This window comes from Streptomyces sp. NPDC048751 (assembly GCF_043198595.1).
In the GTDB taxonomy this organism is placed as follows: Bacteria; Actinomycetota; Actinomycetes; order Streptomycetales; family Streptomycetaceae; genus Streptomyces.
Window position 1 is genome coordinate 500,768 of record NZ_JBICUX010000008.1, and the last position, 24,459, is coordinate 525,226.

Consider the following 24,459-nt stretch of genomic DNA (forward strand, 5'->3'; position numbering starts at 1 on the left):
GCCCGGCGCGGCCGGGTTCTCGCCCCGGTGCTCGGCGAGGACACCGGTCCGGTGGCGCTGGACGAAACGCCGGGCGCCGTGGCAAACCCTCTCGTCCAGGCGCCACTTGCAGCGCGCGCCCCGCGCCAGACGGCGCCCCGGCGGAGGACGGCGTGACGTCCCCCGTCGTGTGACCGTCCGGTGAGTCCGGGGCCGGTCGGCCGACCGCTCGATGCCCCGGAGCTCACCAGCCACTGCTGCTCAGGAGCAGCACAGCACCCGACCGGCCGTCAGGGGTGCGACAACCGACCCGTCCCACCGGACCGACGTATCCGCTCCTGCGCCCGCTCGGCGGCGCGCGCCTGCCGACGGGCGCGGCGTCGCTCGCGGCGCAGGGCCCGTGCGGTGCTGCTGGGCGCCGAGACCACGCCGTTGCGCTGGTTCCAGACCTGGCGCGTCACCCACACGTCCAAGGCGCACCACGTGGCGACGATCGTGCTCACCACGCTGCTGATCACCATCGGGGCCGCCAGCCAGGAGCCGGCCATCGTGCACAGAAAGGCCACCATCGCCTGAAGCAGCGTCACAGCGATGATCAGAACGGCGCGCACGGCCGCCGTACGCACCGGGTCGGGCAGCCGACGTCGCCGCGCGGGCTCCTCGATCCACAAGGGCCGGTAGGACAACCTCTCCTGACGTGCCTTCTCCTGCCCGCGGCCATCTGATGGAATGTCGCGATCCGGTGCCTCGGTACTCCGCTCTGCCGTCGTGTGCGCCGCCACGTCGCGCGCAGGCGCCTCGTGTCGCTCCGCCGTGCCCATCAAGGTGTCACTCCCCACCGCCAGCAGACCGCTCGCCCCGGCCCGAAAGGACCGGCTCCCCAGTGGCTGCCCGGCTTGCGCTGTTTTACGCCGCCCAGGTGCGGGACACGGCTCCTGTGGCCGATTCCGCCCCCAACTCCCGTAGAGAAGGACGAACGAGGCACCCCGAAGATTCCCAAGAAAGGAAAAATTCTGGCCAACTGCTCGGCAGAGCCGCCCGGTTCCGGTCAGGAGACCGTCGCAGGATGTGGTGTCGCAATCTCCCGCAATGGACGGACAACTCCTGATGTCTAGCCGCCGGTGTGGAAGTTCAGGTTCCGGACCGGCTTTCGAGTTACCTGTGCGTCGGTAGTAGGCTCGCGCCGTTTGTTGACGCACATGTGTACCCCCGGGACGACGGGGGTTGAGCTGGGGGAGGCCATGCGCTTTCGCGGGAAGTCCATCCGCCGGAAGATCGTGGCGCTGCTGCTCGTGCCGCTGGTGTCCCTGACGGCAGTCTGGGGCTTCGCCACGGTCCTCACAGGGCGAGAAGCCAGTCGGCTGTTCAACGTGTCGGACGTGGTGGAGAAGATCGGCTACCCGGTCGAGGACACCGTCCGCGTCATCCAGCAGGAACGCCGCCAGACCCTGGTCTACCTGGCCGATCCCCGCGCCGCCAACGCCTTTGCCGCGCTCCGTCACACACGGACCGGCACCGACGAGGCCGTCGCCGAGATCCGCCGCAACTCCAAGGACTCGGATGTGCGCGACGCCCTCGACCAGGACGACGGCGACAGGCTCACCGCGGTTCTGGACGCCTTCGAGGGCCTGGACTCCCTGCGCCGCAGTGTCGAGGAGGGCACCGTCACCCGGGCGCAGGCCCTGGACCTCTACAACCGCTTGATCGACCCCTGCTACACCCTGCTGTCCACCCTGGACGTCGTCGACACCGTGGAGATGGACAAGCAGTACCGGGCACTTGTCAACGTCGCCCGCGCCCGCGAACTGCTCTCCCAGGAGGACGCCCTCCTCGGTTCCGCCCTCGTCGTGGGCCAGGTCACCCGTGACGAGGTCCGTCGCGTCTCGGACCTCGAGGCCCAGCGGCAAGCCGTCTACGACATCAGCCTCGCGCAGCTGCCCACAGCGGAGCGCGAACGCTATGACAGCTTCTGGAAGAACGCCACCACCGCCCCGCTGCGGGCGGCCGAGCGGTCCACCATCGCCGCCAAGTCCGGCAGCATGCCCCGTGGCGTCACCGCCGAGACCTGGGACACCGCGGCCGGAAACGTCCTCGACGAACTCGCCACCCTCGACGACCAGGCCAACGACCGCTACCAGGACCGCGTCCGCCCCGTCGCGATCAGCGGAATCGTCCAGGCGATCATCGTGGGCGTCCTCGGTCTGATCGCCCTGCTCGTCTCGCTCTTCCTGTCCATACGCATCGGCCGCACCCTCATACGCGACCTGCGCCAGCTGCGCCTGGAGGCCCACGAGGCGTCCGGCGTCCGGCTGCCCAGCGTGATGCGCCGCCTGTCCGCCGGAGAACAGGTCGACGTCGAGACCGAGGTCCCGCGCCTTGAGTACGACAAGAACGAGATCGGGGACGTCGGACAGGCCCTCAACACCCTCCAGCGCGCCGCCGTCGAAGCCGCCGTCAAGCAGGCCGAGCTTCGATCCGGAGTCTCCGAGGTCTTCGTCAACCTCGCCCGCCGCAGCCAGGTCCTCCTGCACAAGCAGCTCACTCTGCTCGACACCATGGAACGCAGGACCGAGGACACCGAGGAACTCGCCGACCTGTTCCGCCTCGACCACCTGACCACCCGCATGCGCCGCCACGCCGAGGGCCTCGTGATCCTCTCCGGCGCCGCCCCGTCCCGACAGTGGCGCAAGCCGGTCCAGCTCATGGACGTCGTCAGGGCCGCGGTCGCCGAGGTCGAGGACTACGAACGCATCGAGGTCCGCCGTCTGCCGAGGGTCGCCGTCACCGGCCCGGCCGTCGCCGACCTCACCCATCTCGTGGCCGAGCTCCTCGAGAACGCCACCGTGTTCTCCCCGCCGCACACCGCCGTCCAGGTCCTGGGCGAGCGGGTGGCCAACGGTTTCACCCTGGAAATCCACGACCGTGGTCTCGGCATGGCGGCCGAGGCACTCCTGGACGCCAACCTCCGGCTCGCCGAGACACCCGAGTTCGAACTGTCCGACACCGACCGGCTCGGACTGTTCGTCGTCAGCCGGCTCGCCCAGCGGCAGAACGTCCGGGTCTCGCTGCAGCCGTCCCCGTACGGCGGAACGACCGCTGTGGTCTTCATCCCCGATGCTCTGCTCACCGACGACGTCCCGGACACCAACGGTGTCGGCTTCCGCCTCGACCGGCCCCGGGCCGCCAAGGAGGCCGAGGCCGCGGACAGCCGCAGGCCCGCGCTCTCCCAGGTGCCCGTCCTGCCCCCTGGCCTGCCTTCCTCGCTCCTCGACGGCCCGGTCGAGCTGGAGGCACCGGTCGATCTGGACGCTCTCGCCGGCTTCCCCGACCCGCTCGACCAGGAGGACGGGGAGCGGGGCGCGCTCTTCCGTCCGCGCCACGCCGCCGCCCACCCCGACGCGACACCGACCGGCCGCCTCGAGGAGTCCGGCCGACGCCTCCACGGCGCGGGTGGCGGCGCCGAGGCGACCGACACGGGCTCGGACTCCGGTGACCCCGTACCGCTGCCGCGCCGCCGGACGCCCAAGCTCGTCAGCTCGCACGGGCGCCCGGTCACCGAGCAGCGATCCCGACGGGAAGAGGCGGACGAGGATCCCTCGACGCACCCGGGTCCGCGCCGTCCGGAGACCGGGCTGCCCGCCCCGCTGCCGACCCGCCGCCGTGGCACGGAGGCGCCCCTCCGCCGCGGGCCCGGCGGCCCCGATCGCCCCGCGGAGTCCTCCGCGTACCCTGGCCGCGGCTTCGAGGAGCCTGCGGAACCTCCCGCCCTTCCCAGGCGCGCGCGTCCCGCGACCGCGGGCGGCGCCTCGGACGAAGGGGACCAGCGCTCCGACCGCGCGCCGCACGAGGCCGGCCAGGGCGTCTCCCCTCACGAGACCGGCTCCGGCACCGGGGCGCTGCCCAGGCGGGTACGCCAGGCCAACCTGGCTCCGCAACTGAAGCAGGGCTCCGGACGGCGCACCGAGGACACGACGGATCTTGTCGAGCGCGACGCCGACGAGGTGCGCAGCCGAATGGCCTCGCTCCAGCGCGGCTGGCAACGCGGCCGCGCAGAGAACGCCGCGGGCGACGACGCCGACAGTGGCACAGCACCACAACGAACGACGAAGGGGGACGGTCGATGACCGCACCAAAGCCGACCGGCCACACCGCGACCAACCAGGGCGGGTTGAACTGGCTCCTCGACGACCTCGTCGACCGCGTCGCCAGTATCCGCAAGGCCCTCGTGCTTTCCGGCGACGGCCTGCCGACCGGGGTGTCCAGGGATCTGACCAGGGAGGACAGCGAACACCTGGCCGCCGTGGCCTCCGGATTCCACAGCCTCGCCAAGGGCGTCGGCCGCCACTTCGAGGCCGGCAACGTCCGACAGACCGTGGTCGAACTCGACGACGCCTTCCTCTTCGTGACCGCCGCGGGCGACGGCAGCTGCCTCGCCGTGCTCGCCGACGCCGACTCCGATGTCGGCCAGGTGGCCTACGAGATGACGCTCCTGGTCAAGCGGGTCGGCGTACATCTGGGCAGCGCCCCGCGCACCGATCTGCCCTCGGGCGGGTAGTGGGATGGCATGAGCGCAGACGGTCAGGGAAGAAGCCACTGGTTCGACGATGAAGCCGGACCGGTCGTCCGCCCGTACGCCATGACGCGCGGCCGCACCACCAGTGCGGGCCAGCACCGCCTCGACCTGATCGCGGTGGTCGTCACGGAACCCCAGGCGGACGATCCGGAGGCCGACCCCAGCCTGTCCCCGGAACACGTGGACATCGTCGACCTGTGCCGTGACACCCCACAGTCGGTCGCCGAACTGGCGGCCGACCTCGACCTGCCGATCGGAGTGGTACGGGTCCTCGTCGGGGACCTCGTGGACGCGGAACTCGTCCATGTGAACCGGCCCGTACCCCCCGCCGAACTGCCGGACGAGAGTATTCTGCGCGACGTGATCAACGGCCTGCGGGCGCTGTGAGCAGCGCGGAAGCGGGGTGAGGACGTGACGGGCTGGCAGTTCTGGGTCGACCGGGGCGGCACCTTCACCGACATCGTCGCGCGGCGCCCCGACGGCCGGCTCCTGACGCACAAGCTGCTGTCGGACAACCCGGGCCGGTACGCCGACGCGGCGGTCGCGGGCGTACGAGAGCTCCTGGACGGCTCCCAGGAGCCCGTCGAAGCAGTGCGCATGGGCACCACCGTCGCCACCAACGCCCTTCTGGAGCGCAAGGGCGAGCGGACCCTGTTGCTCATCACGCGGGGCTTCCGCGACGCCCTGCGCATCGCCTACCAGAACCGGCCCCACATCTTCGCCCGCCGCGTCGAACTCCCCGAGCTGCTCCACGAACGGGTCGTGGAGGTCGACGAGCGCATCGCCGCCGACGGCACTGTCCTGCGCACGCCCGATCTCGACGCCCTCCTCGCCCCACTCCAGGAGGCGTACGACACGGGAATCCGTGCCGTCGCCGTCGTGTGTCTGCACAGCCACCTCCACCCCGCCCACGAAGAGGCCGTCGGTGCGCTGGCCGCCCGGATCGGCTTCCCGCAGATCTCGCTGTCCAGCGAGGTCAGCCCGCTCATGAAGCTCGTCCCGCGCGGCGACACCGCCGTCGTCGACGCCTACCTGTCGCCCGTGCTGCGCCGCTACGTCCAGCACGTCGCCGACGAACTCGAGGGCGTACGGCTGATGTTCATGCAGTCCAACGGCGGACTCGCCGCAGCCGGGCAGTTCCGCGGCAAGGACGCCATCCTGTCCGGACCCGCGGGCGGCATCGTGGGCATGGCCCGTATGTCGCAGCTCGCGGGCTTCGACCGCGTCATCGGCTTCGACATGGGCGGCACCTCCACCGACGTCTCCCACTTCGCGGGCGAGTACGAGCGCGTTTTCACCACGCGGATCGCCGGCGTCCGACTGCGCGCCCCCATGCTGGACATCCACACCGTGGCCGCGGGCGGCGGCTCCGTCCTCCACTTCGACGGCTCCCGCTACCGCGTGGGACCGGACTCTGCGGGCGCCGACCCGGGCCCCGCCTGCTACCGCGGCGGGGGCCCGCTCACCGTCACCGACGCCAACGTCGTGCTCGGCCGGATCCAGCCCAGCCACTTCCCCAGGGTCTTCGGCCCCGACGGCGACCAGCCCCTGGACGACACCCTCGTCCGTGACCGCTTCACCTCCCTCGCGCGCGAGATCCGCGACCGGACCGGCGACAGCCGCACTCCCGAGCAGGTCGCCGAGGGCTACCTGCAGATCGCGGTGGCCAACATCGCCAACGCCGTGAAGCGCATCTCCGTGCAGAAGGGCCACGACGTCACGCGTTACGCCCTCACCACCTTCGGTGGTGCGGGCGGCCAGCACGCCTGCATGGTCGCCGACTCGCTCGGTATCCGCACCGTCCTCGTCCCGCCCATGGCCGGGGTCTTGTCTGCCCTCGGCATCGGCCTCGCCGACACCACGGCCATGCGCGAACAGTCCGTGGAGGCACCCCTCGAGCCCTCCGCGATGCCCGGCGTCCGCAAGACCGCCGACGATCTGGAGGCCGCGGCCCGAGCCGAGCTCCACGCCGAGGACGTCCCGGAAGACTCCGTCCAGGTCACCCGCCGGGCCCAACTGCGCTACGACGGCACCGACACCACCCTCACCGTCGAGCTGAGGGAGCCCGACGCGATGAGGCACGCCTTCGAAGAACGTCATCGCGCCACGTACTCCTTCACGCTCGACCGCCCGATCGTCGTCGAAGCGCTCTCCGTGGAAGCCACCGGCATCACCCAACCCCCCGATCTCTCAGCCCTCGCCCCGTACGAAGGCCACCCCGCCGCCCCCGGAACCGCCCGCCTCCACACGGGCGGCGCCTGGCGCGACGTACCCCTTCACCGCCGCGAGGACCTGCCCCCGGGCGAGATCGTCACCGGCCCCGCGATCATCACCGAGGCCAGTGCGACGACCGTCGTCGACGACGGCTGGCAGGCCGCGGCGACCGAAGACGGGCATCTGGTCATGGAACGGGCGGCGATTACGCAGAGTTCCGATCTCGACACGAAAGTCGACCCAGTTCTGCTTGAGGTCTTCAACAACCTCTTCATGGCGATCGCCGAACAGATGGGCGCCCGACTCGAGTCCACCGCCCAGTCCGTCAACATCAAGGAGCGCCTCGACTTCTCCTGCGCCCTCTTCGACCCCGACGGAAACCTGGTGGCCAACGCCCCGCACATCCCCGTCCACCTGGGCTCGATGGGCACAAGCGTCAAGGAGGTCATCCGCCGCCGCGGTACCGGAATGCGGCCGGGGGACACGTACGCGGTCAACGACCCGTACCACGGCGGCACACACCTGCCCGACGTCACCGTCATCACCCCCGTGTTCGACACCGAGAACTCCGAAGCCGCCAAGAACACAGGGAGTGACCGGATCCTCTTCTACGTCGCCTCCCGCGGTCACCACGCCGAGATCGGCGGCATCGCCCCCGGCTCCATGCCCGCGAACAGCGGCACCATCGAGGAGGAGGGCGTCCTCTTCGACAACTGGCTGCTCGCCGAGGACGGCCGCTTCCGCGAGGAGGAGACGCTCGCCCTGCTCACCGAGGCGCCCCACCCCTCCCGCAACCCGAAGACCAATCTCGCCGACCTGCGTGCCCAGATCGCCGCGAACCAGAAGGGCGTCGACGAAGTCGGCCGCATGATCCGCGACTACGGTCTCGATGTCGTCCAGGCCTACATGAGGCACGTCCAGGAGAACGCCGAGGAAGCCGTGCGCCGCGTCATCGACGCCCTGGACGACGGTGAGTACGCGTACGAGACCGACTCGGGCGCCGTCATCCGCGTACGCGTGCGCGTGGACCGTGAGAACCGGTCGGCCACCGTCGACTTCACCGGCACCTCGCCGCAGCTGAACACCAACTTCAACGCGCCCTTCGCGGTCGTCAACGCGGCCGTCCTCTACGTCTTCCGCACCCTGGTCGACGACGACATCCCGCTCAACGACGGCTGCCTGCGCCCCCTGAGGATCATCGTGCCGCAGGGGTCCCTGCTGGCCCCCGACCCGCCGGCCGCCGTGGTGGCCGGGAACGTCGAGACCTCGCAGGCGATCACCGGCGCCCTCTATGCGGCGCTCGGCGTCCAGGCCGAGGGATCCGGCACCATGAACAACGTCACCTTCGGCAACGAGCGCCACCAGTACTACGAGACCGTCGCCTCGGGCTCCGGCGCGGGCGACGGCTTCCCCGGCGCCAGTGTCGTCCAGACGCACATGACCAACTCCCGGCTGACCGACCCGGAGGTCCTGGAGTGGCGACTGCCCGTCCAGCTCGACGAGTTCGCGGTCCGGCGCGGCAGCGGCGGCGCCGGACGGTGGCGCGGTGGGGACGGGGCCGTGCGACGCATCCGCTTCCACGAGCCCATGACCGTCTCCACGCTGTCCCAGCACCGCCGGGTCCCCCCGTACGGCATGGCCGGGGGTGAGCCCGGGGCGCTGGGCGCCAACCGTGTGGAACGCGCGGACGGCACCGTCGTCGACCTGCGCGGAAGCGACTCGGCGGACGTCGGCCCCGGCGACGTACTCGTGATCGAAACCCCGGGCGGCGGAGGCTACGGCCCACCGCCGCACGACCCCCATCAAGCATGACCACCTTAAGCATGACCCCATCAAGCAGGAGAACAGATCGATGATCTTCGGGCGTTCTGAGCGCGGCAAGCCCCCGGTCGAGCCCGTCACGCTCAAGATCCTGGTGGCCGGCGGGTTCGGAGTGGGCAAGACCACCCTCGTCGGCGCGGTCAGCGAGATCAGACCGCTGCGCACCGAGGAGTACCTGACCGAGGCCGGACGTCCGGTCGACGACATCAGTGGTGTGGAGGGCAAGCACACCACCACCGTCGCCATGGACTTCGGCCGCATCACGCTGCGCGAGGACCTGGTGCTGTACCTCTTCGGAACGCCTGGCCAGGAGCGCTTCTGGTTCATGTGGGACGAGCTCTCCGAGGGGGCGCTGGGCGCCGTCGTGCTCGCCGACACCCGGCGCCTGGAGGACTGTTTCGCCGCGGTCGACTACTTCGAGCGGCGCTCCATACCCTTCGTCATCGGCGTCAACTGCTTCGAGGGAGCCGCCCGATACCCGGCGGAGGACATCCGTCAGGCCCTCGACCTCGACGAGGACGTACCGCTCCTGCTGTGCGACGCCCGCGACCGCGAGTCGGTCAAGGACGTCCTCATCGGTGTCGTCGAGCATGCGATGGCGTACGGGGCCGAACACCGTCAGAGCGTCACGACCTGACGCCCCAGCCTCACGGCTGACACGCGCGTGTACGGCCCGTACCCCCGCCGACCGGGGCACGGGCCGCGGCCCGAAACGCCCCGCACACGCGTGTGCCTAGCCCTGGCCGTCCTCCAGCCAGCCGAAGCTCTTCTCCACGGCCTTCTTCCAGTTGTGGTACTCGCGGTCGCGCACCGACGCCTCCATGGACGGCGTCCATGTGACGTCCTCCTTCCAGTGCGCCTTGAGTTCGTCGAGGTCGTTCCACACACCGGTGGCCAGCCCGGCTGCGTATGCGGCGCCCAGGCAAGTCGTCTCGGAGACCTTCGGCCGGATCACCGGCACGTCGAGCACGTCCGCCTGGTGCTGCATGAGCAGGTTGTTCTTCGTCATGCCGCCGTCCACCTTCAGGGTCGTGATATGCACCCCGGAGTCCTGGAACATGGCGTCGACGACCTCACGGGTCTGCCAGCTGGTCGCCTCGAGCACCGCGCGCGCGAGATGTGCCTTGGTGACGTACCGCGTCAGCCCGGTGATGACTCCGCGGGCGTCGGAACGCCAGTACGGCGCGAAGAGTCCTGAGAAGGCGGGCACGATGTACGAACCGCCGTTGTCCTCGACGCTCGCCGCCAGGGGCTCGATGTCGTCGGCGGTACTGATGATGCCCAACTGGTCGCGGAACCACTGCACCAGGGCGCCCGTGATGGCGATCGCGCCCTCGAGGCAGTAGACCGGCGGTTCAGTGCCGATCTTGTACCCCATGGTCGTCAGCAGCCCGCTCTTCGACGGCACCGGCCGGTTGCCGGTGTTGAGCAGCAGGAAGCTGCCGGTGCCGTAGGTGTTCTTCGCGTTGCCCACGTCGTAGCAGGCCTGGCCGAACACGGCCGCCTGCTGATCGCCCAGCGCCGAGGCGACCGGGACGCCGGCCAGCTGTCCGACGGCGGTTCCGTACACCTCCGAGGAGGACTTGATCTCGGGCAGTACGGCCGCGGGCACGTTCATCGCGTTGAGGATGGACTCGTCCCACTCCAGGCTCTCCAGGTTCATCAGCATCGTCCGGCCGGCGTTGGTCACGTCGGTGACGTGATGCCCGCCGTCGGTGCCACCGGTGAGGTTCCAGATGAGCCAGGAGTCGATGGTGCCGAAGGCGATCTCACCGTTCTCGGCGCGAGTCCTGAGGTCCGGCACGTTGTCGAGCAGCCAGGCCGCCTTGGGCCCGGAGAAATAGCTGGCCAGCGGCAGGCCGGTCTGCTCGCGGAAACGGTCCTGCCCGTCCGAGCCGCCCAGCTCGTTGCACAGCGCGGCGGTGCGGGTGTCCTGCCACACGATCGCGTTGTGCACCGGCTTGCCGGTCGAGCGGTCCCACAGGACCGTCGTCTCACGCTGGTTGGTGATGCCGAGCGCGCTGAGCTGGTCGGCGCGCAACCCGGCCTTGGCCACCGCTCCCGCGACCACCGCCTGCACCTTGGCCCAGATCTCGGTGGCGTCGTGCTCCACCCAGCCGGGCTTGGGGAAGATCTGCCGGTGCTCGCGCTGGTCGACTGCGACGATCGCGCCGTTGTGATCGAAGATGATGCAGCGGCTGGAGGTCGTTCCCTGGTCGATCGCGGCGACGTACTTCTCGGCGTTGTCCGTCATGGCTACCCCTTGCGCTGGGTCAGAAGGCTGCGTTGTGGATGAGGCCACCGTTGTTCGGGATCGGCAGGATGCGCACGATGCGGGGGCGGGCGACCAGGAGGATCGCGATGCCGGAGCCGTGGATTCCCTCGCGGCGGTGTAGGCGCCCGGGATCGCCCGACGAATATGTCTCCGTTGCTCATGGCGGCTCCTTGGCCCTGGCCCGGGACACACGGCCCGGACCTCCGTGCAGGGTGCGTTTCCATGGCGACTTCAGCCGAGCACAGAGAGCGCCCCGCCCGGCGTCCGTGACGAACGTGCCGTCGCAGCCGAATCGCCTGTAGGGAACGGGTCCAGAGGAAGAGGGCCCGTGCGACGCAGGTGCCGGAATACGCCAGATATGTATGGCGATGTCGACTGACACCGGAAGTGTTCCCCGGCGCCCTAAGGGCGTCAAGGTCGCCGACACCAACGGTTGAGGGCAGACGAACGGACGCTTTTTTCTCAGACTGGCACAGACGGCGTCGAACTGCCTGCTGAGCGGGTTCAGCCCCTGCCCGGCTCCGCCACCGCGCACCCCGCCGCCACACCCGCGCCCCGGCGGATCTCGTGCCCCGGCAGGCCCACCTGCCCCAGCACCCAACTCGTCCCCCGCAACGACTTCGCGGCCTGCTTCAGCGGCGCCAGGAACGCCGCCGCCTGCCGGTGGTCCGTGACGCTGCCGGGTGCGCACAGGACCGTGGCCAGGGACAAGGTGACAGGGCGCCCACCAGCCGACCAGGAGGCGTCCAACACCTCGGCCGCCAGCGGATCCAGTGCCTCCGGATCCGCCAGCACCAGGAAGTCGTCTCCGCCGATGTGCCCGACCCGTGTGGCCCCGCTCGCCGATCGCTGCAGCACACGTCCGACCGCCCGGATCAGCTCGTCGCCCGCAGCGAATCCCGCACCGTCGTTGACCTGCTTGAAGTGGTCGACGTCCAGCCAACTCAACGCGAACGTCCGCCCGGCGGCGATCCTCCGGTCCACCTCACCGGTGATCGCGTCCGAACCGGGGAGCCGCGTCAACGGATTGAGCCCGGCCGCCTCCTCGACCCGCGTCTCGGCCAGCGCCCGTACCAGGTCCGCGAGCCGTACGACACCCATGCACCGCCCGTGACGGTCTACGACGGCCACGTCGTCCGACGTACGGTCCCGGTCGCCGACCGCCACCACGTCCAACACCTCCCAGGCCGTGGCGTCGATCCCCACCGTCCGCGGCGGATCACCGAGCTTCGCGGCGGGCCGGTCGGCGTACAGCGCGTGTCCGTAGCGCCCCGACATCGACAGCAGGAAGCGGGACCGGTGCACGGAACGGACCGGCACGCCCGCCGCGTCCACGAGCAGTACCCCGGACACCTCCGGCGACCCCGTCAGCAGCGCCCGCACCTGTCCGGCGGACGCGGTCGCGGGCAGCAGCGCGGCCGGCCGTACGAACTCCCGCACTGACGGCCCGGACCGCGTGAGCGGAGCCACGCCGGGGGAGCGCGGGGGAACGTACACATCCGCGGCGGGAAGCCGGGTCGGCGGCGCGAACAGCTCGCCCTGAGCCAGCTGCGCCCCGGACGACAACGCCGCCGCGCACTGCGACTCGGTCTCCACCCCCTCGACACACAGGAGTGCTCCGAGCCCGTCGCACAGGGTCCGCATCGCCCGTACCGCCGCTGGCCGCGCCAGCAAGGATGCGTCGAGCTTCACCAGGTCCGGCGCGAGGTCGGTGAGCAGCCTCAGGGGCACGTCGCCGTCTCCGACACCGTCCGCGCTGATGCGGAAGCCCTGCCCTCGCAACGCGGCCACCGCCTCCAACAGGGCCGGCTGCGGCACATGCGTGTACGGCGGCACGACGTCGACCGTCACCTCCCACGGCAGTCGTCCGGCCTCGCGCACCGTGTCATGCAGCGGGGTCAGCCCGCCGAGGTCGGCCAGAGTCGCGGCGAACACGTTCACGTGCAGCGGCAGCAGCGTCTCCCGATGCGTCGCCGTGCGAACCCCGAGAACGGCGAGCCGCGCGTCCAGCTCTGGATCGCGGCGGGCCTCGGCCAGGCAGTCACCGCCCACCGGGCGCGCGAGTATCTCCAACCCCACGACTCCGCCGGTCGTCAGATTGACCACCGGCTGGAAAGCGAAACGGAGAGTGTCCGTCCAGGAGCGCACGGGAGCATGATGGCGCCGCCGAAGCGGGCGCAGGCCCAGTTCATGCGACGTTCACGCAGGATTCCGGACCGATCACACAGCGTATGGGCCACTCGCGGTCTCACCGCACCGCCACCACCGCCGAACCGTGCCCGAACAGCCCCTGGTTCGCCGTGATGCCCACGCGGGCCCCCGCTACCTGCCGGTCGCCGGCGGTGCCCCGCAACTGCCAGGTCACCTCGCAGACCTGGGCGATCGCCTGCGCGGGAACCGCCTCCCCGAATGAGGCCAGCCCACCGCTCATGTTGACGGGTATGCGCCCGCCCGGCGCTGTCGCGCCCTCCCGCAGGAGCTTCGCGCCCTCACCCTCGCCGCAGAGCCCCAGATCCTCGTACCACTGCAGCTCCAGGGCGGTGGACAGGTCGTAGACCTCGGCCAGGGACAGGTCCTCGGGCCCGAGGCCGGCCTCCTCGTAGGCCGCCCGAGCGATCGAGGCCCGGAACGTCTCGGCGGCGGGCTCCACCGCCACCGCGGAATCCGTCGCGACGTCCGGCAGGTCCAGCACGGTGTTGGGGTACCGCGGGGTCACGGTGGACACGGCCCGGATCCGCACCGGCCGCGCCACCCCGCACCGCCGCGCGAACTCCATGCCGGCCAGTACCAGCGCCGCGCCGCCGTCCGAGGTCGCGCAGATGTCGAGCAGACGCAGTGGGTCGGCGACCACCGCCGAGGCGGCGACCTCCTCGGCGGTGACCCGCTTGCGGTAGCGCGCGTACCCGTTCAACACCCCCATGGCGGCGTTCTTCACCTTGACCTGGGCGAAGTCCTCGAGGGTGTCTCCGTGTACGGCCATACGCCGACGCGCGTACAGCCCGAAGTACGTCGGGTTGGTCGCCCCCAGCACCCGGAAGCGCAGCCAGTCGGGATCGTCGGGCCGCTCGCCGCCCGCCGGCCGGAAGAAACCCTTGGGTGCGGCATCCGCGCCCACCACGAGCACCACGTCGGCCAGGCCCGCCAGAATCTGAGCCCGCGCGGTGTTGATCGCCTGCGCGCCGGACGCGCACGCCGCGTAGACGCTCGCGACGCGAGCTCCCTGCCAGCCCAGTGCCTTCGCGAAGGTCGCCCCGGCCACGTACCCGGGGTAGCCGCCGCGCACCGTGTCCGCGCCGACGACCGAGTCGATGTCCCGCCAGTCCAGGCCGGCGTCGGCGAGTGCCGCGCGGGCCGCCGCCACGCCGTACTCGACGAAACCGCGTCCCCACTTGCCCCAGGGGTGCAGGCCCGCACCGAGCACCGCCACCTCTCCGGTCATGCCTCCACCCCCGTCGGTCGCCACTGCCAGGTCGTCCAGACCGTCTCCACGTCCTCGTACAGCACGCCGGGCACAGCCTCCACCTGCATGCCCACCGTCAGATCGGCGACGGTGACTCCGGGAACCGCCTGACCCAGTACCACGATCCGCTCGGCCTCCAGCTCCACAGCGATCAACGCGTACGGCTCCCACGGAAGTTCCGGATCCGTCACATAGGGTGACGGAGGGCGGTACCGGCTGTCCGTGTACGACCAGATGTGCCCCCGCCGCGAGAGCGGCACCTCCTCCAGGTCGCCGCCCACGCACCCGGGGTTTCGGCAGTGCCCTTCCTCACGCGGGAAGAACACCGAGGAGCAGACCGAGCAGCGCGTGCCGAGGAGCCTGAAGTCGTCCCCGTCACCGGTGAACCATCCGGTGACCACGGGTTTGCGTGTCCGCACCAAGGCACCTCCTGAAGACATAATCTGATGGGACGTCAGAAGTGTGCCATCGGCGCCGGGAAATGGGCAGGCAGGAGACATGACACGACGCTCTCGCGCAGTGCGCGCCCTGATCACCGTGCTGGCGGCCCTGTTCGCGGTGACCACCGCCTCCACCACCGCTCGGGCCACAGTCGAACCCAAGGCGCCTCAGGACTTCGTGGCCCTGCGAACCGTCGGCCCGACGATCCTTCAAGAGATGCGCTACTTCACCCCCCACAACTTCGTGGGGGAGCGCATCGACGGGTACCGCCAGCCCCTCTGCATCCTCACCCGGTCTGCCGCCGAAGCCCTCCATCGGGCACAGACACGGCTGTTGCGCCAGGGCTACACCCTCAAGGTCTACGACTGCTACCGGCCGCAGCGCGCCGTGAACCACTTCGTGCGCTGGGCCCAGGACCTCGACGACCAGGCGACGAAGTCCGAGTTCTACCCGAACGTCGACAAGACCCGCCTGTTCGACGACGGCTACATCGCCGACAAGTCCGGGCACAGCCGCGGCTCGACCATGGACCTCACCCTCGTGAAACTCCCCGCCCGGCCCACCAGGCCCTACGTCCCCGGGGAACCCCTCGTGCCCTGCTACGCCCCCAAGAGCCAACGCTTCCCGGACAACTCCGTCGACATGGGAACCGGTTTCGACTGCTTCGACACCCTTGCTCACACCCTCGATCCACGCATTCAGGGCCAGCAGCGTGCCAACCGCTTGCTGCTCAAGAACACCCTGGAGGGCCTCGGCTTCGTGAACCTCGCTGAAGAGTGGTGGCACTACACCTTCAAGCCCGAGCCGTACCCGGACACCTACTTCGACTTCCCCGTGTCCTCCAAGTCCCTCAACAAGGCCCAGTGAACTGCGGAAAACGCCACCGAGCAACCTGAGGAAAAGGCCCTTTCCGTGATCGGATACAGTCCGCCGCGTGTCCGAAACTCAGCACTCCGCCCCCAACTCCGCAGTCGGCTCCCACTGTTCGAGCTGCGGCGCGCCCTACGGAGAGGGCGTCTCCGGCTGGCCCCGCACCTGCCCGGCCTGCCACACCGTGGCCTACCGCAACCCGCTGCCCGTGGCGGTCGCACTGCAGCCCGTGTACGACACACAGGGCACCGCCCTCGTCGTCATCACCCGAACCGTCGCTCCCGCGCGCGGGGGCATCGCTCTGCCCGGCGGCTTCATCGACGACCGCGAGGACTGGCGGCAGGCCGTCGTCCGCGAGCTCAAGGAAGAGACGGGCATCGACGCCGCGAGCCGCGACGTGCGGCTCGTCGACGCGATGAGTTCCCCCGACGGCCGCCACCTCCTGCTGTTCGGGCTCCTCCCGGAACGCCCCGCCGAGGGCCTTCCCGCCCCCGCGGCCACCGACGAGACGGAGGGTTGGCACCTCCTGCGCAGGCCGGAGGAACTCGCCTTCCCTCTGCACACCGTCGCCGTACGGGCGTGGTTCGAGGGCCGGTACTGAGCTCAGCGCTCCGTGAGTCCCCGCAGGCGCACCGGGTGGGGCGGCACGTGCATGCCGTCCTCACCCTCGCGCTCGACGATCACGCGCGAACCCTCCCAGCGGGCGACGTAACGCTCGAACTCGGGCTCGTCCCAACCGTCGCCCACGTCCGGCACCACCAGCCCGCCCCCGACCCGGCCGCGGGCGGGCGCCCACACCTCCAGCTCCAGCTCGCCGTCCGCACCCCGCACCGGAAGGACGGCACCCGCGCGGGCGAGCACCGGAATGCGCGACAGGGGTGCGTCGACAAGGACTTGCCCCGGCCCCTCGTACGCCCTCTCCGTGACCGTGTCGTACCAGCGCCCCCGCGGCAGCTGCACCGCACGCCGGTCCACGCCGGGGTCCGATACCGGTGCCACCAGCAAACCGTCGCCCAGCAGAAAAGCGTCCTCGCAATCACGCAGCGCACGGTCCTCGGGCGCGCCCCACCACAACGGGCGCACATAGGGCGCCCCCGTACGGCGCGCCAGATGCGCCAGCGTCAGGAAGTACGGCAACAGACGACGCCGCTCCAACAAGGCCACGCGCGCGTGCTCGAGCACCCCGGAGCCGAACTCCCAGGGCTCCCTGCGCCCCGCTCGAATACTCGAGTGCGTGCGGAACAGCGGCAGATACGCGGCCAACTGGAACCAGCGCAGATACAGCTCCGGCGACGGATTCCCGTCAAAACCGCCGACATCAGGTCCCGAGTACGGCACCCCGCACAGGCCGAGCCCCATCACCAACGACAGCGACGCCCTCAGCCCGGGCCAGCCCGTGGCCACATCACCCGACCAACTGCCCCCGTAGCGCTGCATGCCCGCCCAACCGGAACGCGAGAAGAGGAAGGGCCGCTCCTCGGGCGCCAACTCGAGCAACCCCTCGTACCCCGCCCGGGCCATGCACAGCGCGTACACGTTGTGCGCCTCACGATGGTCACCGCCCCGCCCCTCCAGGGCGTGCCGGGCCGAACGGGGGAGGGTCGACTCCCCGAAGGCGGCGAACGACGTCGGTTCGTTCATGTCGTGCCAGAAGCCGGAGAACCCCTGGGCGATCCGCTCCGCGTACAGGCCGCCCCACCACTGCCGCACGCGCGCGTGCGTGAAGTCCGGGAAGACGGCGTCACCGGGCCACACCACGCCCCGCACCAACCGCCCCGAGGCGTCCCGCACGAACGCGTCCTCGGCCACCCCGCCGTCGAACACCGCGTTGCCCGGCTCCGCCTTGACCGCCGGATCGACGATCGACACCAGCCGGATCCCGTCCCGCCGCAGCTCGTCGGCCAGCACCGGCAGCTTGGGAAAGTGCTCGTGATCGACGGTGAAGACCTGGTGGGCGTCGTAGTGGTCGATGTCCAGATGCACGGCGTCCAGCGGCAGACCACGCTCGTGGTATCCCGCGACGATTCGCCGGACCTCCTGCTCACTGCCGAAGCCCCACCGCGCGTGATGGTGCCCCAGCGCCCATGCCGGAGGCAGCGCCGGCGCCCCGGTGAGCGACGCCCAGGCGTGCAGCACGCGCGCGGGCGTACCGACCATGACCCAGCAGCGCAACGGACCGCCGTCCATGCGCAGCTCACAGCTCCCCGCCCGGTCGTGCCCGGAACCGGCCCCCTCCTCGCCCTCCCGCAGTGTCACCGTGCCGTCCCACGAGGTGTCGTGGAACACCAGATGCGTGGCGGCGTCGGCCACCACCAGCTGCACCGGCATCGTGATGTACAGCGGGTCGTCATCCGGACCGAAGGCACGCTTCGGATCCGTGTTCCACAGCCGGTACGTTCCGCCGCGCAACCGGGGCCCCGACGCGCGTCCCCCGAGACCGAAGAACCTGGCGTCCGCCGCGACCTCAGACCGCTGCATCCAACGCCCGCCGCTCCCGCCGTCCGGCTCCCACCACCGCGGCGGCAGGTCGCGGCGCAGCGTCACACCCCCGGGCGTACACACCTCGACGGCACCGTGTCGCGAGACGCCGACGGTCACTCGCTCGGAGACGACCCGCCAGCCGCCGTCCTTGTCGGGCTCCAGCACGGCCCGCGGATCGGGCTCGGGGCAACGTCCGGCGAGCGCGTACGACGGCTCGGGGCCGGCTCCATCCCAGCCCCAGAAGACCGCCCCGCTCACGGTGACGGTGATCCGCAGCTCCGAACGACTGAACCGGATGACACCGCCACCAGGACCCGGCACGGCGTCCCGGACGAGCCCGGGCACCCGCGCGCGCTCACCCTTCCGTGGCGGCAGTCCGGTGGCATCGGCACGCCGCCTGCGCCACGCGGCCCGCACGGTCCGCAACCCCTGGGCCGCTCCCACAGAACCGACCACCTTCACCGAACGCACCAGGTCACGACCGTTCATGCTGCTCACCCTGCCATCGACCGCCCCACACACGCGTGTCGTTCAACTGCCGTTCACCTAGGTCGGGACCACATCTTCACGACACGGACTATGTGGGGCGCACCCTGGTGTACAAGTCGATCACATGGCATCGTCCGTGTCAGCCGCGTACGCGCACACCCCAGCCCGTGCGCGAGCGACGCACACGACGCGCACAGTCCGGGAGCCGCCCCATGTCGACCGTGAACCCTCAAGCGCTCTGGCAGCCTGATCCGGGACGCATCGCCCGGGCCCAGGTCACCAAGTTCCAGACCTGGGCGGCCGAGCACCACGGCGCACCCTCCGACGGCGGCTACACGGCCCTGCACCGCTGGTCCGTCGACGAGCTGGAGACGTTCTGGAGAGCCGTCACGGAATGGTTCGACGTACGGTTCTCCACCCCCTACGCGCGCGTGCTGGGCGACCGCTCGATGCCCGGCGCCGAGTGGTTCCCCGGGGCCACCCTCAACTACGCCGAACACGCCCTGCGCGCCGCAGAGACCCGCCCCGACGCGCCGGCCCTCCTGTACGTCGACGAGACCCACGAGCCCCGCCCGGTGACCTGGGCCGAACTGCGCCGACAGGTCGGCTCCCTGGCAGCCGAACTGCGTGCCCTCGGCCTGCGCCCCGGAGACCGCGTCGGCGGCTACCTCCCGAACATCTCCGAGGCGGTCGTCGCCCTCCTCGCCACGGCCGCCGTAGGCGGCGTCTGGACCTCCTGCGCGCCCGACTTCGGCGCCCGCAGCGTCCTGGACCGCTTCCAGCAGGTGGAACCCGTCGTCCTGTTCACCGTCGACGGCTACCGCTACGGCGGCAAGGAACACGACCGACGCGAGATCGTCGCCGAGCTGCGCCGCGAGCTGCCCACCCTGCGCGCCGTCGTGCACATCCCGCTCCTCGGCACCCGGGCGCCCGAGGGCGCCCTGGAGTGGTCGGCCCTGACGGCCGCGGCCACGGAACCCGTCTTCGAACACGTCCCCTTCGACCACCCCCTGTGGGTGCTCTACTCCTCCGGCACCACCGGCCTGCCCAAGGCCATCGTCCAGTCCCAGGGCGGCATCCTCATCGAGCACCTCAAGCAGCTCGGCCTGCACTGCGACCTCGGCCCCGAGGACCGGTTCTTCTGGTACACCTCGACCGGCTGGATGATGTGGAACTTCCTCGTCTCCGGCCTCCTGACCGGCACGACGATCGTCCTCTACGACGGCAGCCCCGGCTACCCGGACACCGGCGCCCAGTGGCGGATCGCGGAACGCACGGGAGCCACCCTCTACGGCACCTCGGCCGCGTACGTCATGGCCTGCCGCAAGGCGGACGTCCACCCGTCACGCGACTTCGACCTCTCCCGCGTCCAATGCGTCGCCACCACCGGCTCGCCCCTCCCGCCCGACGGATTCCGCTGGCTGCACGACGAGGTCCGCGACGACCTGTGGATCGCCTCCGTCAGCGGCGGCACGGACGTCTGCTCCTGCTTCGCGGGCGCGGTACCGACCCTCCCGGTATACACCGGCGAGCTCCAGGCTCCCGGGCTGGGCACCGACCTGCAGTCCTGGGACCCGAGCGGCAATCCCCTCGTCGACGAGGTGGGCGAACTCGTCGTCACCAACCCGATGCCGTCCATGCCGATCCACTTCTGGAACGACCCCGACGGCAGCCGCTACCACGACAGCTACTTCGACACCTACCCCGGCGTATGGCGCCACGGTGACTGGATCACCATCACCTCCCGCGGCTCCGTCGTCATCCACGGCCGCTCCGACTCCACGCTCAACCGCCAAGGCGTGCGCATGGGATCCGCCGACATCTACGAAGCCGTCGAGCGACTCCCGGAGATCAAGGAATCCCTCGTCATCGGCATCGAACAGCCCGACGGCGGCTACTGGATGCCGCTCTTCGTGCACCTGGCCCCGGGCGCCGCACTCGACGAGACCCTCCTGAACCGCATCAAGCAGACCATCCGCGAGCAACTCTCACCACGCCACGTCCCCGACGAGATCATCGAAGTGCCCGGCATCCCCCACACCCTCACCGGCAAGCGCATCGAAGTACCGGTGAAGCGCCTGCTCCAGGGCACGCCGTTGGAGAAGGCGGTCAACCCCGGCTCCATCGACAACCTCGACCTCCTGCACTTCTACGAGGCCCTCGCCCACAAGCGCGGCTGACCCGAGGGCCGTACCCCCAGCCCCAGCCTGTTGTCAGTGCCGCCGGTTACTGTGAGTGAGCATTGATCGACTGTGCACACAGGGGGAAACATGGCGCACACCGACCACCAGACGATGCGACGCGTCCTGCGTCGCGAAATCGCCGGCACCATCGGCCTGCTCACCGACGAGCACGACTTCCGCGCCATGCGGCGCTACCGCACCTTCACCTTCGACGACCACACGACCTACCTGCAGCAGGTCGAAGCCCTCCTCAGGACACGGGCCGCCCAAGGCAACCACACCACGGTGGCCCTCTTCGACCCACTCGAATACGCCGAATACTGCGAGGAAAAGGGCCTCGACCCCGACCTCCCCGCCAACCGCACCCGCTTCACCGCGGAACTCGCGACCACCGGCCCCAGCGTTCCCTACGAGGGCCAGCCCCTCACCGACCTCGTCCCCGCCCTCGTCGACGAAGCCATCCGACAGGCGACCTGGGAGTACGCCGCCACACTCCTGGCCCGCCTCGGCACCTGCGCCACCTGCGGCGAGGACATCGGACGCGCCGCCCTGACCCGCGCCTCGGCCCTGCTCGCCCGCATCCTCGCCACCGCTCCCGCAGGCAGTCGCCACCTGGTCTGCAGTGTCTCGGGGACACCGGAAGCCCTCGTCGCCGTTCTCCACGCCGACGACGGGGCCGAAGGCACCGCTCACCTCGACGACGCTGAGGCAGTCGAATTCACCACCGTGCTCGCCCTCGGCCTCGCCACCCGAAGCCCGGGCGGACTCGTCATGCGGACCAGCGCGCCCGGCTCACCGGACCGCGTCTACGGCTGGCGACTGCGCGCGGACCGCCTCGAACCCCTGACCGCCGGCGAGGTCTTCGACGCCTACTGCACCGACATCGAATCCGGAGACCTCATCTCACCGGAATCCGATGTCGACTACTGCGAGCCACCTGACCTCGGAGAGGAGAGGCCACTGTCGGGGCACAGGCACTGAACACGGGAGGGGCGCTCCACCCATGCAGGCGGAGCGCCCCTCCCAGAACACCGGACGGCCGGTGTTGTCCGGCTACTCGCCGGACAACACCGCCTGAGCCGCGCTCCGCGCGGACTCGGCACTGTCCGCCGCCCGAGCGGCGGACGCGGCACGCTCGCACTGAGCGAGCGTGTACTTCGCCAGCGTGGCCCGCACATAAGGAATCGACGCCGAACCCATGGAAAGGGAGGTCACCCCCAGCCCGGTCAGGACACAAGCGAGCAGCGGATCGGACGCCGCCTCACCACACACACCACAGCTCTTGCCCTCGGCCTTCGCGGCCTCCGCGGACAGTGCCACCAGGTCGAGCAGCGCGGGCTGCCACGGATCCTGCAGACGCGACACGGCACCCACCTGACGGTCGGCGGCGAAGGTGTACTGCGCGAGGTCGTTCGTCCCCAGCGACAGGAACTCGACCTCCTGCAGGATGGAACGCGCCCGCAGCGCCGCCGACGGTATCTCCACCATCGCGCCGAACTTCGCCCGCAGCCCCGCCTCGCGGCACGCGTCCGCGAAGGCCTTGGCATCGGTACGGTCCGCCACCATCGGGGCCATGACCTCGAGGTAGACCGGCAGGCCCTCGGCGGCCTTCGCCAGCGCCGTCAGCTGGGTGCGCAGCACCTCGGGGTGGTCCAGCAGCGTCCGCAGGCCACGCACGCCGAGCGCCGGGTTCGGCTCGTCGGCCGGGGTGAGGAAGTCGAGCGGCTTGTCCGCTCCGGCATCCAGTACGCGCACGACGACACGGCTTTCGGGAAAGGCCTCGAGAACCTTGCGATAGGCGTCGACCTGCTTCTCCTCGGACGGCGCGTTCTGGCTGTCGTCGAGGAAGAGGAACTCGGTACGGAAGAGGCCGACACCCTCCGCCCCCGCCTCGACAGCCGCCTCCACGTCCGACGGCCCGCCGACGTTGGCGAGCAGCGGCACCTTGTGCCCGTCGGCCGTGGCACCCGGCCCGGTCGAAGCGGCCAGCGCGGCCTTGCGCTCCGCGGCGGCGGCCCGCAGCTGTGCCTTCTTCTCCTCGCTCGGCTCCACGAAGATCGCACCGGTGCTGCCGTCCACGGCGATCAACGTGCCCTCGGCGAGCTCACCGGCACCAGGCAGAGCCACCACGGCCGGAACGCCCAGAGCCCGCGCCAGAATCGCGCTGTGGCTGGTGGGCCCGCCCTCCTCCGTGACGAACCCCAGCACCAGCGTCGGGTCCAGCAGGGCCGTGTCGGCCGGCGCGAGGTCGCGCGCGACAAGGACGTACGGCTCGTCGCTGTCGGGGACGCCCGGCATGGGCACCCCGAGCAGACGAGCGACGATACGGTTCCGCACGTCGTCGAGGTCGGCCACACGGCCGGCCAGGTACTCACCGGCGCCCGCGAGCAGTTCGCGGTAGGCCGCGAACGCGTCGTACACGGCGCGCTCGGCCGTGCTGCCCACCGCGACACGGCGTTCCACGTCCGCCATCAACTCGGGGTCCTGGGCCATCATGGCCTGGGCCTCCAGGACCGCCTGGGCCTCGCCGCCCGCCAGATTGCCCCGCGCCATCAGGTCCGCGGCCACAGCCTCGACGGCCTTGCGGGCGCGCCCCTGTTCACGCTCCGCGTCCTCCGCCGGGATCTGCTTGGCAGGCGGTTCGAGCACCGCCGTTCCCATGTGCCGAACCTCGCCGATCGCCACACCGTGGCTCACGCCGACGCCTCGCAGCGTTGTCTCCATCTCACCCGTCTCCGATAGTGCGGCGGGTCCCGCCGCCGCGGTGGTTGTCGTGCTTGCCGTCGGTTAGGACGGCACTGACGTCACTTCCAGAGGAAGAGACTGTCACCGGCCTTCACATCGCCGTCGTCGCGGAGTTCGGAGAGGGAGTCGGCCGTGGCCTCCAGCGCCACGACCGGGCACACCGGGGACTTGCCGGCGGCCTCGACGGCAGCCGGGTTCCAGCGCACCACGGCCTGACCGCGGGTCACGGTGTCACCCTTGTTCACAAGCAACTCGAAGCCTTCGCCGTTGAGCTGCACGGTGTCAATGCCGAGGTGGGTCAGCACACCGTGCCCGTTCGCGTCGACGACGACGAAGGCGTGCGGATGAAGAGAGACGATGACTCCGTCCACGGGCGAGACGACCTCGGAGGGCTCGCGCGCGGGGTCGATCGCGGTGCCCGGGCCGACCATGGCTCCGGAGAAGACCGGATCCGGCACGGCCGCCAGTCCGATGGCGCGTCCTGCAAGTGGGGACGTCACGGTGGTCATGGGAAACCTCCCAGGGGTGGAGATCCTTTTGGGCCGTCAGGGGCCGTCACTGTGTGTCCCGGACGGCGCACTGATCAGCAGGGTATGTCAGGTGAAGTACCGGTTCCGCATGTGAACCGCGGAGTGGTCTAGACCACCACCCTAATCGATTTGCACGCTCTCCGCAGCCCCGTGTACAGTCGTACTCCTGCCTGGGGCTGAGCGATGCGACAAGCGTCCTTGCCTGGCAGCACCCAACTTGTCAGATCCTATCTCGGGGTCACCTTCTGCATGTCTGCAGGACGGTGGTCAGAGGGCCGGAAAAACACTGATAGAGTTTGGAACACCGAAGGGAAGCGCCCGGAGGAAAGCCTGAGAGAGTCTCTCGGGTGAGTACAAAGGAAGCGTCCGTTCCTTGAGAACTCAACAGCGTGCCAAAA

At 70.4% G+C, this 24,459-nt stretch carries 17 protein-coding genes; 9 read left to right on the top strand and 8 right to left on the bottom strand.

The window, feature by feature from the left end; genetic code table 11:
• Positions 1 to 269 precede the first annotated feature (269 nt).
• Entirely contained in the window at positions 270 to 800 is a 531-nt protein-coding gene (locus ACGFNV_RS27150; RefSeq protein ID WP_393625622.1) for a hypothetical protein, read from the bottom strand.
• Positions 801 to 1,220: 420 nt separating this feature from the next.
• On the opposite strand from ACGFNV_RS27150, the gene ACGFNV_RS27155 reads away from it, so the two are divergent.
• The 5 genes from ACGFNV_RS27155 to ACGFNV_RS27175 are packed head-to-tail and all read left to right on the top strand — an operon-like array spanning position 1,221 to position 9,224.
• Positions 1,221 to 4,103: a nitrate- and nitrite sensing domain-containing protein gene (locus ACGFNV_RS27155; RefSeq protein ID WP_393625624.1), complete on the top strand. Its 2,883-nt coding sequence runs from the start codon at positions 1,221 to 1,223 to the stop codon at positions 4,101 to 4,103.
• A complete protein-coding gene (locus ACGFNV_RS27160) occupies positions 4,100 to 4,534 on the top strand; it encodes a roadblock/LC7 domain-containing protein (protein WP_133929586.1) in 435 nt (144 codons plus the stop codon). The genes ACGFNV_RS27155 and ACGFNV_RS27160 overlap by 4 nt, the downstream gene beginning before the upstream one ends.
• A 9-nt stretch (positions 4,535 to 4,543) precedes the next feature.
• Positions 4,544 to 4,939: a DUF742 domain-containing protein gene (locus ACGFNV_RS27165; RefSeq protein ID WP_393625626.1), complete on the top strand. Its 396-nt coding sequence runs from the start codon at positions 4,544 to 4,546 to the stop codon at positions 4,937 to 4,939.
• 24 nt (positions 4,940 to 4,963) lie between these two features.
• The gene (locus ACGFNV_RS27170) at positions 4,964 to 8,578 is read left to right on the top strand and encodes a hydantoinase B/oxoprolinase family protein (protein ID WP_393625628.1); all 3,615 of its coding nucleotides are present in this window, start codon (positions 4,964 to 4,966) and stop codon (positions 8,576 to 8,578) included.
• Positions 8,579 to 8,618: 40 nt separating this feature from the next.
• Entirely contained in the window at positions 8,619 to 9,224 is a 606-nt protein-coding gene (locus tag ACGFNV_RS27175; RefSeq protein ID WP_393625630.1) for an ATP/GTP-binding protein, read from the top strand.
• 96 nt (positions 9,225 to 9,320) lie between these two features.
• On the opposite strand, the gene glpK is transcribed toward ACGFNV_RS27175, so the two are convergent.
• The 4 genes from glpK to ACGFNV_RS27195 all read right to left on the bottom strand — a co-directional run bounded on the left by glpK (position 9,321) and on the right by ACGFNV_RS27195 (position 14,723).
• Entirely contained in the window at positions 9,321 to 10,841 is a 1,521-nt protein-coding gene (gene glpK / locus ACGFNV_RS27180; RefSeq protein WP_393625632.1) for a glycerol kinase GlpK, read from the bottom strand.
• Positions 10,842 to 11,366: 525 nt separating this feature from the next.
• Positions 11,367 to 13,010, bottom strand: coding sequence for an EAL domain-containing protein (locus ACGFNV_RS27185; protein ID WP_393625633.1), 1,644 nt, complete (start codon positions 13,008 to 13,010; stop codon positions 11,367 to 11,369).
• Between the two features lie 100 nt (positions 13,011 to 13,110).
• Positions 13,111 to 14,301 carry a lipid-transfer protein gene (locus ACGFNV_RS27190; protein WP_393625635.1) on the bottom strand — a complete coding sequence of 397 codons (1,191 nt, stop codon included), beginning with the start codon at positions 14,299 to 14,301 and terminating at the stop codon, positions 13,111 to 13,113.
• Positions 14,298 to 14,723, bottom strand: a complete 426-nt coding sequence (locus ACGFNV_RS27195) for a Zn-ribbon domain-containing OB-fold protein (protein WP_393625689.1) — start codon at positions 14,721 to 14,723, stop codon at positions 14,298 to 14,300. Before ACGFNV_RS27195 ends, ACGFNV_RS27190 begins: the two co-directional genes overlap by 4 nt.
• Positions 14,724 to 14,820: 97 nt before the next feature.
• Between ACGFNV_RS27195 and ACGFNV_RS27200 the strand changes: the two genes are divergently transcribed.
• Positions 14,821 to 15,630, top strand: a complete 810-nt coding sequence (locus ACGFNV_RS27200) for a M15 family metallopeptidase (protein ID WP_393625637.1) — start codon at positions 14,821 to 14,823, stop codon at positions 15,628 to 15,630.
• Between the two features lie 67 nt (positions 15,631 to 15,697).
• Positions 15,698 to 16,234: an NUDIX domain-containing protein gene (locus ACGFNV_RS27205; RefSeq protein ID WP_393625639.1), complete on the top strand. Its 537-nt coding sequence runs from the start codon at positions 15,698 to 15,700 to the stop codon at positions 16,232 to 16,234.
• 2 nt (positions 16,235 to 16,236) lie between these two features.
• Here ACGFNV_RS27205 and ACGFNV_RS27210 read toward each other — a convergent pair whose 3' ends face one another.
• Positions 16,237 to 18,603, bottom strand: coding sequence for a TIM-barrel domain-containing protein (locus ACGFNV_RS27210; protein ID WP_393625641.1), 2,367 nt, complete (start codon positions 18,601 to 18,603; stop codon positions 16,237 to 16,239).
• 212 nt (positions 18,604 to 18,815) lie between these two features.
• Here ACGFNV_RS27210 and ACGFNV_RS27215 point away from each other — a divergent pair, with 212 nt between their 5' ends.
• Together ACGFNV_RS27215 and ACGFNV_RS27220 are read left to right on the top strand one after the other, a co-directional pair.
• Positions 18,816 to 20,783: an acetoacetate--CoA ligase gene (locus ACGFNV_RS27215; protein WP_393625643.1), complete on the top strand. Its 1,968-nt coding sequence runs from the start codon at positions 18,816 to 18,818 to the stop codon at positions 20,781 to 20,783.
• Between the two features lie 90 nt (positions 20,784 to 20,873).
• Positions 20,874 to 21,767, top strand: coding sequence for a hypothetical protein (locus ACGFNV_RS27220; RefSeq protein ID WP_393625645.1), 894 nt, complete (start codon positions 20,874 to 20,876; stop codon positions 21,765 to 21,767).
• A 72-nt stretch (positions 21,768 to 21,839) separates the two neighbouring features.
• On the opposite strand, the gene ptsP is transcribed toward ACGFNV_RS27220, so the two are convergent.
• Positions 21,840 to 23,510 carry a phosphoenolpyruvate--protein phosphotransferase gene (gene ptsP, locus ACGFNV_RS27225; protein WP_393625647.1) on the bottom strand — a complete coding sequence of 557 codons (1,671 nt, stop codon included), beginning with the start codon at positions 23,508 to 23,510 and terminating at the stop codon, positions 21,840 to 21,842.
• Between the two features lie 80 nt (positions 23,511 to 23,590).
• Positions 23,591 to 24,040: a PTS glucose transporter subunit IIA gene (locus tag ACGFNV_RS27230; RefSeq protein ID WP_393625649.1), complete on the bottom strand. Its 450-nt coding sequence runs from the start codon at positions 24,038 to 24,040 to the stop codon at positions 23,591 to 23,593.
• Between the last annotated feature and the right edge of the window lie 419 nt (positions 24,041 to 24,459).

Excerpts from the sequence above, each read along its gene's own strand:
- ACGFNV_RS27200 (WP_393625637.1), top strand. The coding sequence starts at position 14,821 with ATGACACGACGCTCTCGCGCAGTGCGCGCCCTGATCACCGTGCTGGCG.
- ACGFNV_RS27220 (WP_393625645.1), top strand. The coding sequence starts at position 20,874 with ATGGCGCACACCGACCACCAGACGATGCGACGCGTCCTGCGTCGCGAA.
- ACGFNV_RS27230 (WP_393625649.1), bottom strand. The coding sequence starts at position 24,040 with ATGACCACCGTGACGTCCCCACTTGCAGGACGCGCCATCGGACTGGCG.
- ACGFNV_RS27155 (WP_393625624.1), top strand. The coding sequence starts at position 1,221 with ATGCGCTTTCGCGGGAAGTCCATCCGCCGGAAGATCGTGGCGCTGCTG.
- glpK (WP_393625632.1), bottom strand. The coding sequence starts at position 10,841 with ATGACGGACAACGCCGAGAAGTACGTCGCCGCGATCGACCAGGGAACG.
- ACGFNV_RS27215 (WP_393625643.1), top strand. The coding sequence starts at position 18,816 with ATGTCGACCGTGAACCCTCAAGCGCTCTGGCAGCCTGATCCGGGACGC.
- ACGFNV_RS27175 (WP_393625630.1), top strand. The coding sequence starts at position 8,619 with ATGATCTTCGGGCGTTCTGAGCGCGGCAAGCCCCCGGTCGAGCCCGTC.
- ACGFNV_RS27190 (WP_393625635.1), bottom strand. The coding sequence starts at position 14,301 with ATGACCGGAGAGGTGGCGGTGCTCGGTGCGGGCCTGCACCCCTGGGGC.
- ACGFNV_RS27210 (WP_393625641.1), bottom strand. The coding sequence starts at position 18,603 with ATGAACGGTCGTGACCTGGTGCGTTCGGTGAAGGTGGTCGGTTCTGTG.
- ptsP (WP_393625647.1), bottom strand. The coding sequence starts at position 23,510 with ATGGAGACAACGCTGCGAGGCGTCGGCGTGAGCCACGGTGTGGCGATC.
- ACGFNV_RS27160 (WP_133929586.1), top strand. The coding sequence starts at position 4,100 with ATGACCGCACCAAAGCCGACCGGCCACACCGCGACCAACCAGGGCGGG.
- ACGFNV_RS27165 (WP_393625626.1), top strand. The coding sequence starts at position 4,544 with ATGAGCGCAGACGGTCAGGGAAGAAGCCACTGGTTCGACGATGAAGCC.
- ACGFNV_RS27150 (WP_393625622.1), bottom strand. The coding sequence starts at position 800 with ATGGGCACGGCGGAGCGACACGAGGCGCCTGCGCGCGACGTGGCGGCG.